The 8,341-nt window shown below is 60.3% G+C and carries 7 protein-coding genes and 1 pseudogene; 1 reads left to right on the top strand and 7 read right to left on the bottom strand.

The genetic code is table 11. The annotated features are described in order from the left end of the window. The 3 genes and pseudogenes from Q3981_RS07795 to Q3981_RS07785 all read right to left on the bottom strand — a co-directional run. Positions 1–348 (bottom strand): annotated as a pseudogene (locus tag Q3981_RS07795) (hypothetical protein); the annotation flags it as partial. A 48-nt stretch (positions 349–396) separates the two neighbouring features. After that, on the bottom strand, positions 397–1,152 hold the full coding sequence (locus Q3981_RS07790) for an ABC transporter permease (RefSeq protein WP_303125027.1): 756 nt from the start codon (positions 1,150–1,152) through the stop codon (positions 397–399). A 162-nt stretch (positions 1,153–1,314) separates the two neighbouring features. Then, a complete protein-coding gene (locus tag Q3981_RS07785) occupies positions 1,315–2,262 on the bottom strand; it encodes an ABC transporter ATP-binding protein (RefSeq protein ID WP_303125025.1) in 948 nt (315 codons plus the stop codon). Positions 2,263–2,409: 147 nt separating this feature from the next. Here Q3981_RS07785 and Q3981_RS07780 point away from each other — a divergent pair, with 147 nt between their 5' ends. Continuing rightward, positions 2,410–3,546, top strand: a complete 1,137-nt coding sequence (locus Q3981_RS07780) for a hydroxymethylpyrimidine/phosphomethylpyrimidine kinase (RefSeq protein WP_303125023.1) — start codon at positions 2,410–2,412, stop codon at positions 3,544–3,546. Between the two features lie 61 nt (positions 3,547–3,607). Here Q3981_RS07780 and Q3981_RS07775 read toward each other — a convergent pair whose 3' ends face one another. From Q3981_RS07775 to Q3981_RS07760, 4 genes are all read right to left on the bottom strand, one after another. Beyond that, complete coding sequence (locus tag Q3981_RS07775) at positions 3,608–4,102, bottom strand: DUF664 domain-containing protein (RefSeq protein WP_303125021.1); 495 nt, start codon at positions 4,100–4,102, stop codon at positions 3,608–3,610. A 143-nt stretch (positions 4,103–4,245) separates the two neighbouring features. Continuing rightward, a complete protein-coding gene (locus Q3981_RS07770) occupies positions 4,246–4,722 on the bottom strand; it encodes a GNAT family N-acetyltransferase (RefSeq protein ID WP_303125019.1) in 477 nt (158 codons plus the stop codon). Continuing rightward, positions 4,722–5,729 (bottom strand): L-lactate dehydrogenase, encoded by a 1,008-nt coding sequence (locus tag Q3981_RS07765; protein WP_303125017.1) that lies wholly within the window; start codon positions 5,727–5,729, stop codon positions 4,722–4,724. The genes Q3981_RS07770 and Q3981_RS07765 overlap by 1 nt, the downstream gene beginning before the upstream one ends. Positions 5,730–6,039: 310 nt before the next feature. Beyond that, positions 6,040–7,833, bottom strand: a complete 1,794-nt coding sequence (locus Q3981_RS07760; RefSeq protein WP_303125015.1) for an APC family permease — start codon at positions 7,831–7,833, stop codon at positions 6,040–6,042. Positions 7,834–8,341 lie beyond the last annotated feature (508 nt).

The following is an 8,341-nucleotide window of genomic DNA, read 5'->3' as shown; positions in this document are numbered from 1 at the left end:
GATCCCTTGCCGACCGGATCGGATAAAGACCCACAGCGCACAGATATATGGAATGAAACACACGGAAGATAGGCCAGTGATGGGGTAATTTACCGCACCTATGGCAATAAGGATCCCCGTGACACCCCATAGTTTGAGCGCCTTGTTGTCCTCGAATTTGTGCGCATACCGGTAGACGCTGAGGTATATCCCACCGAAGGCGATAACCAGTATTGACGCGATGATCCGAGCAAATATGCCGACGTCGGCGGTGAGACATGTCCCAAGAGGGAACGCCAGATAGATGAGCCACACGGCCGGATACAGGAGCTCGGTGTTCCTCCAGGTGCGGGGGTGTGGTCGGGCCATGGTTGCTGTCTCCGTGTGGATGTGGTGGTGAGGCCACGCTTTCGGCGTTTATTTCTTGATGGCTCTTCGTGCCCCTGCGACGCACAGGAGGGCGAAGATCGCGGTCCACATGAGTGTAACGGAGAGCGCGAAAACCGGAGATTCAGTCATGACGAGGTTGCCGTTGTTACCGAATTGATCGCCTGCCATCTGCGGCCAGTGCGCGATGGTGATTGGCCCGTAGAACGGTGTGAAACGCGAAATATCGAAGAGCGTTCCCTGCAGGGGCATGAATACTCCACCGAAAAACGCCAGAATGACCAGTGATCCTGACGAGATGCCCGTGGCTGTTTCCGTGCGTAGCCAGAGGGCAGCGGCGAGCCCGTAAACGGCGAATGGGAGAGTAACGAGCCAGCTCAGCACACCTGTTGCTACCCACTGCCATACATGGTCGAACTGGGAACCCGTTGCGACTGCGGTGGTGAACGTCACCACGATGGGGAGAGCCGCGAACGCGACCATAGCGATAATCGTCCCAGCCACGGACTGCGTCGTAGTGAGCCCCGCGAGGTGGAGTTGCCGGTTCCATCCCTCCTGCCGAGCCTGCGCCGCGCTACCAGAGATCGAGGTCATGGCGATGGCGGATCCATAGAGCCCCATCCCCGTCATGATGAACGCCGCCACGTTGCCCTCCCTGAGTGCGGAGTCTGAGTTCTCCGTGGCCGTCCCGAACATCAGGTACAAGGCTGTGGGCAGAATTAGGCAGAAAACAAGCGTTTCTGGCCGACGAAGCAGCTCCGTGAAATAGTGCCAGCTGTACAACATTGTCGACGTGAAACCTGAACGCCTTCGGGGCGTTGCTGTGTTTTTGGAGCGTTGTGGTGAGTGGGGGTGAGGGCGTGTGCTCTGTAGTGGTGTGGTTGATGCTGGGCGTATGGAATTCATCTGTAACTCCTGGGTTGGGGTGTGGGGGTAGGGGCTGTGCCTTCACCGCGTAAGTTCAGTGAACGCATCGTCGAGCGCGGCGCGATTCACAGTGGGGCGAATGAGTAATTTCTGCTGCAGCGTGTGGAGTAAAACCTGGTCAGGGTTGGTCGTGTGGATGATGACTTCGTCGCCGTGCCGCTCATAGGTGTCGGTTGCAGAGAGGCACGCTTTAATACGAGCGTCGGCGCGTGAAGCCGCGCCGGGTTCCGCTGCGCCGGGCGCAGAACTATTCCGCACGCCTTCGTCGTCGGCAATGGGCAACGAAGCTCGGATAATTGTTGGATAGCGCGAGGTCAGCTGCTCGGGTGTCCCGTCGGCAACAATTTTTCCAGTGTTCAGGACGATAACCCGGTCGGCATATCGTTCCGCCTCCGTGAGGTAATGCGTGGCGAAGAGCACGGTGATGCCGTCGTCGGCCATGGATTGGATGCCGCTCCACAGCTCAGAGCGTGTTGTGACATCTAGCCCGGAGCTGGGCTCGTCGAGAATGAGAACCTGCGGGTCCGACATGGTGGCTAGAGCCAGCCGTAGCCGTTGGCGCTGACCCCCGGAGAGCTTCCCGATTTTGCGTTTCCTCAGCCGGTTGAGGGAGGGGTCGCGCAGGACCGCGCTGGGGCTCAGGCGTTGCGGGTGAACGGAGGTGAGGGTTCGCACCATTCTCTCGACGGTCATGGTGCTGGGCAGGCCGCCGTCTTGAAGCGCGGCACCGACGATTCCGGCGCGCACTGCGCTCGCCGGGGTGTGGCCGTACACGGAGATCGTGCCGGTGTCGGGCTGGGAGAGACCCAGGACGAGGTCAAGAAGTGTGGATTTACCAGCGCCGTTGGGTCCGAGTATGGCAATGACTTCGCCGGCATCAACCGACAATGAGACGCCGTCGACCGCGGTGGTTTTCCCGAACCTGCGAGTGACGTCCTGGACTTCGATGGCGGTGCGTGAACTGGTCATAAACCAAGTACAGCCGACGTCGACGGCGCGGAACAGTGCCATTTGTCATGGTTTTCGTAGCGGTCATCGCAGGCGTTCGTGGGTGAATATGTGTGAATTTATTTGTGAAACCTGTTGTCGGGTAACCCGCGCGCTTAGTGTGGAAACATGACCTCTTCCTCGCCATCACCTGCTCGTGCCCAATCCGCCCGCCCCTCGCCCATACCCGTCGTCCTGACCATCGCCGGCTCCGACTCATCCGGCGGCGCCGGCATCCAAGCCGACCTCAAAACCATCTCCGCACTGGGCGGCTACGGCTGCGTCGCGATCACCGCCGTGACCGCGCAAAACACACGAGGCGTCGACGCCGCCGAATACATGAGCCCCGGCTTCGTCGCCCAACAAATTCGATCAGTAGCCGACGATTACCCGATCGACGCAATCAAAATCGGGATGGTGGGCAGTTCTGCCATTGCCGACGCCACCGTCGCGGAGCTCACCGCGCTATCGTTTGCTGGACCGGTGGTGTGGGATCCGGTGATGGTGGCCTCCAGTGGCAGCTCGCTTGTCGACGACGAAACGACGGCGACCAGCGGTTTTGTGGACCTCGCCCGACGTGCGGACGCGTTGACTCCTAACGGGCGCGAGCTCGTCGGGCTGTGCGACATGGCGGGGATAGCGGTGCCCGCGACGCTGCGGAAGCACCTTGACGCTATTGATTCTCAGGGTTCGGATAGCGGTAACGCGAGTGTGTCCGCTGCGGGGGGAAGCCATAGCGAAGAAAATGTTGGCCCCGGCGGCACCAACGTCGGCAATGAAAACGTCGGCAATGATCAGGAAACCACTGAAGATGGCGAATCCCTGACGTCGTCAATTGCGGAGGCTTTGGGGACGGTCATTGTGGTCACCGGCGGTCCCGATAATGGCTTCGGCGATGATGGCCCGAAGGTCACCGAGGTTGTTGCTGATCGCGAGCAGACAGCGTTGCTCAGCCACGACAGGGTGGCGACCACGAACACGCACGGGACAGGCTGCACGTTTAGTTCGGCCCTGGCCACGTTCGCGGCTCGCCGGGTTCATCAGGCCGACACTTCGCCGGATCCCGATTCGCACCCCGACGTATCCGCCTGCGATTGGCGAGCCACAGTCCACGATGCAGCGACCTGGACGCGCCGGGCATTACTTGCGGCGGACACCCTTGACTTCGCGATCGGGCTTCACCGCAACAGGGATAGCAGCGGTACGCCCGAGCCGGCTCACGTGAACGGGAATGCGCCGTTGGATCACTTTTGGGAGCATCGCTAATCAGCCCCCGCGCCCGGTCCTGGTCCTGGCGCCCGCCACGAAAGCCCTCTGACCAGAGCTTTTACAGCTCCGGCATCCCCGCGATGTACGCCGCCTGCCCGACGTGCTGAGCAGCGTCGTCGACAATCGACACCATCCGCACACCGCGCGTGACCTCGGGCGTCCAATCGCGGTCGATCACCTCGTCCCAATCAACGCCCGACTTCGCGTACGCGATGAGCGCGTTCAAAGTCTCAGTGACATAGGACACGAGCAGTTCTTGATCATTAACGACGATGGACCGCGCTTCTTCGGCCGAGTGCCCGTAGCCGAGCGAATCGCCGTTGTCGAGGGCGAAACGCTCCTTGAAACCTTGGGTGGTCCAGATCTGCTCGGAGCCGTTGAGCTGCGATAACTGCATATCGACCTCCCGGCCAGCGTGCCAGAGGAGCCACGCGATGGAATTGTCGTGGCCGCCGGGGTGAGCGTTGAGCTGGGCTGGGGTGAGGTCGGGGAGGCCCTTCGCGGCGTCGATGGGTCGTGAGGCGAAATCAACGAAAATATCGGTAGCGTTCATATTTCCGTTGTACACGGTACGCTGTGTGGCTGCAGATCAGTGGCGTGTGGGGCGACGTGCGCCGTCCCGCCACGGGCGCTAGCGTGCGCCGCCGGCAATCGTCGCCGCCGAAAAACCATCGGCAATCGTCGGCAACCGATGACCTAAATCCGCATGCTCATGTGCTTATGCGGACGCCCGGCTTCCTCGAATTCCTCGCCATCAACCACGAAGCCGAAGCGCGCGTACCAATCGACGAGGTGGGACTGGGCGTCGACCTCGATCAGCGCGCCCTTGTTGGGGTCGATCCCCGCCGCCCGCTCGGTACATACCTCGAGGGCCTTCTTCACCAGCTGTGTCGCGATCCCGTGCCCGCGCGCATCCTTAGCCACGCAAACGCGGCCGATGTGCTGGCCTTCGTCGGGCTTCCCGAAAACGCGGGCCGTTCCGACCAGGCGCACGCCGCCCTCGGTGTCATACGCAAGAAGGTGCTGAGTCCCGGGGTGGATGTCGGTGTCGTCGATCTCTTTGTAGGGGCTTTCCTGCTCGTGGACAAAAACATCGACGCGGAGTTTGTACAGCTCATGGACCTGCGCGGCGTTCATGTCCATGAGGCGCTTGCCGGTGAGATAGACGCTCACTAGGCCTCCTCGCTGGTCGCGCTCGTTTCGCCACCCTCGTCGCTCTCGCTGGTCGCCTCGGCATACACGGCGCGGATAGAATCAGCCGACTCCTCTAATTTCTCCTGCTCCCAGGCGTCGACAATTGGAGGAAGTCGACGAATCAGCCCCTCGGAACCCAACACCGCGGGCACCGACATGGAGATATCGCCGAGGCCATACTCGCCATCGAGGCGCGAGCAGACCGGGTGGACGGAGCGCTCGTTCAGAAGAACCGACCTGGCCAGCACGTTGGCGGAGCGGGCCACACCCGCGTCGGTCCATCCCTTCGCAAAGAAAACGTCGTAAGCCGAATCAACGACCCGCTGCTTAATGTCGTCGCGCGATGGCAGATCCTTGCCGCTCCAACGCTCCAGCTCAGACCAGGAAACGCCCTGCACATTGAGGTTCGACAGGATCGGCACCGCGGTCGTGCCGTGCTCGCCCATCATGTAGCCAGTCACCGACTTCGGATCAATGCCGAGCTCCTGCGCCACCGCCCAGCGCAGCCGCGCCGAGTCGAGCATGGTTCCGGTACCTAACACTTTCGACGCCGGGTAATCGAATTCCGTCGACGCGATATGAACCACGGCATCCAAAGGATTCGTGATGAAAATGATGACCGGGTCCTTGGTGCGCTCCGACACATTCTTCATGACGTCGCGAGCGGCCCGGGCCCCCACCTTGGCCAGGAGCGAACGGGGAGGGACGTAATCCGGGCGGTCCGGGTCAGGAACAATCGACGCCCCAGCTGCGCAAATGATCACGTCGGCGTCGCGGGTGTCGTCGTAAGTGCCCTCATGAATGTACGTATTTGTTGTCCCGGGAACGCCGGTTGACTGGGAGTGGTCGAGCCCCTCGCCGAGAGCCAGCCCCTCCTTCGTGTCAATAACGGCGATCTCGGAGTACAACCCCGACGCCATCGCAAAGGTGACCACGGACGAGCCCACGTGGCCTAGGCCTATCACCACAAGTTTCGTTGAATGCATACTTATCACAGTAGAGCGTTGAGGTGTGTCGGTCACGTGGGCGTGGGGGTTTTGTTTCGTGGGGGTGCGGTTGGGCGATTTTGCTGGTTTGGAACGGATTGGTGTCCGAAAACTGCGGGGCGATATGGGGGCCAGTTCAAAACTGCGGGGTTATATGGTCGATTTTCGCCCATTTTTCTGGCATATCGCCCCGCACTTTTCTCAGTAGTGGCGCACATACCCCAGCAGTTTTTGGCTAGTGCCGGCGCCGGGCCCGCACTCGACCCCAACCCCGCGCCACTCAGGCAACCTAAGCCTTTACCCAGGCAACCTAAGCCTTCACCGGAGCAAGGGCAGCATCTTCCTCGGGCTCACCTGGCTCCCCAGCCTCAGCGTCCGCCGTCGCCGCATCCTCCGCGTCCTCTGCCGCCGCGTCGCCACGGGCTTCCCGCGTAATAGCGTCGGCAAGAAATTCAACCCTCTTGGCCGGGAACGAGAAGTGAACCGCCATCCAATAAATCGCCAGTGAGAACACCACGATCACGGGCACGGCGGTGTCGAAGTGAAGCAGCCCGATCCCGCCGTCGTAGTCCCCGAGGTACGAAATGATCGCGAGCCCGGTGAGCCACGGGATGTACCAGAAGCCCGCGCGGAACGCCATGTTGTAGCGGTTCATCGCCTCGTGCCGGCTGAACGCTTTGTTGACCGCGAGCAGCACCAGCCCCAGCCCCATCGCGATGAAGAGTTTGAGGTCGGTAGTCCACCCGGTCCAGTACACCAGCAGGTTCGACGACATGAACCCCAGCATGGGCAGCAGATGCCCGAACGGCGCTTTGAATGTGCGCTGGTGGTGGGGGAGTCGGCTGCGCAGCGCCGCCATTGTTAGCGGACCCGAAGCAAAGGATAGGACGGTTGCCGACGAAATAAACCCGGCCATTTGCTGCCACGACGGGAACGGGAGGAAGAGCACGAGCCCGACGACAAAAGCGACGATCATCGAGACGACGGGTGCTCCGTGACGGTTCGTTGTGGCGAGTTTAGCTGGGGCGTTGCCGTTTCGCGCCATGCCGTGCGAGATGCGGGCGGTGGTCGTGACGTAGATCAGCCCGGTGTCGGCGGGCGACACGATCGCGTCGATGTAGAGGAGGACGGCGAGCCAGCCCGCCCCGAGCATCGTCGACACTGCGGCGAGTGGGCCGAATGAGTCGCTGAAGTTGAGGCTGGACCAGTGCCCGCCCATATTCGCGATCACACTATGCGGAAGAACGCCTAGAAAAGCTGTCTGAAGCGCAACGTAAATCAAAATACAGATAAGGACAGAGCCGACGACGGCCAGGGGAACATTTCGGCGCGGATTGCTCGTTTCGCCGGCCAATTCGATGCCTTGCCGAAAACCGAGAAAAGAAAAGACGATTCCGGACGTTGCGATGGCGGTGAAGACTCCATGCCATCCGTGGGAGAAGAAGCCTTCTCCCGCGGTGAAGTTGCTGCCGTGAAAACCTAGGGCAACAAAGGAAACAACGACCAAAGTAATGATCCCGAGTTTCCACCACACAAGTACGTTATTGATACGACTAAACCAACGGATTCCGAAGTAATTGATGACGACGAAAACCGCCATGAGCAGGACCGCGAGCGCAATGCCCAACGGCGTGAGCGTGTGAACAGTCTGTCCGCTGACCACATGTTCGTGCGTGAACGGGCCGTATTTCGTGGCGTAGGTGAGCGCGCCCATGACCTCGATCGGAGGGAGCGCGAGCGCCGCAATCCAGTTGATCCACCCGGTCATGTATGACGCGAACCCGCCGAACACGACGTGCGGGTAGCGCACGACCCCGCCCGAAAGAGGGAACATGGTGCCAAGCTCCGCGTAGCAGAGTGCAATGAACAGGATCATGATCCCGCCTAGTGACCACGAGATTATTGCCGACGGGCCAGCCGCTTGAGCAGCGACCATTGATCCGAACAACCATCCGGAGCCGATGATGGATCCAACGCTGGCGAACAGCAGGCCAATACTGCCGACGCCTCGGTGTAGAGAGTGGTCTTGGCGTGTGGTGGGGGTGGTGCTTTTGGTGCCGCGAGCGAATCCCGACATTTTTGGTGTGACCTCAGGCGATGCCATCTCGGTCTCCCTTCGTGTGAACAATCAATTGTTCGTTACGCTAGACCTCCCCGGAATAATTCTTAGTATCGGAAACAATAACTTAATATTTCTTGGCATTTGTGCTGAAGGAGTGTGCGCTAGTAACAAGCCGGAAATAAAACATGTGGGGTTTTGGGCCCTGTGTGTGGTGGCTGGAATTGTGGGCGAGATGCACGGCTTTGATCGCGTCATTCCCGGGTATTTTGTCTGTTTGACCTGGGGTGATGTGGTCTCCGTGTGATGTAGTAGTTGGTGCGAGGCTGGTGTTGCGACACCTCGTTCAGTGGTGTGCTGTGTGTGGGGTGTACGTAGTGCGCTATTCCGCCCAAGACCGGCTCGGTGCCTGAATTTTGTGGGGGCATATGCCAGGTTCAGAAAACTGCGGAGGTATATGGCCGATTTTCGGCCATTTTTCTGGCATATACCCTCGCATTTTGAACTGGCCCCTGAAAGTTGGACTGGTTTAATTCTAATTGGTTATGGCTGC

The organism is Corynebacterium sp. (assembly GCF_030530965.1).
In the GTDB taxonomy this organism is placed as follows: Bacteria; Actinomycetota; Actinomycetes; order Mycobacteriales; family Mycobacteriaceae; genus Corynebacterium.
Note: the sequence above shows the minus strand (reverse complement) of the source record. Positions and strands in the feature narration are given on the sequence as shown.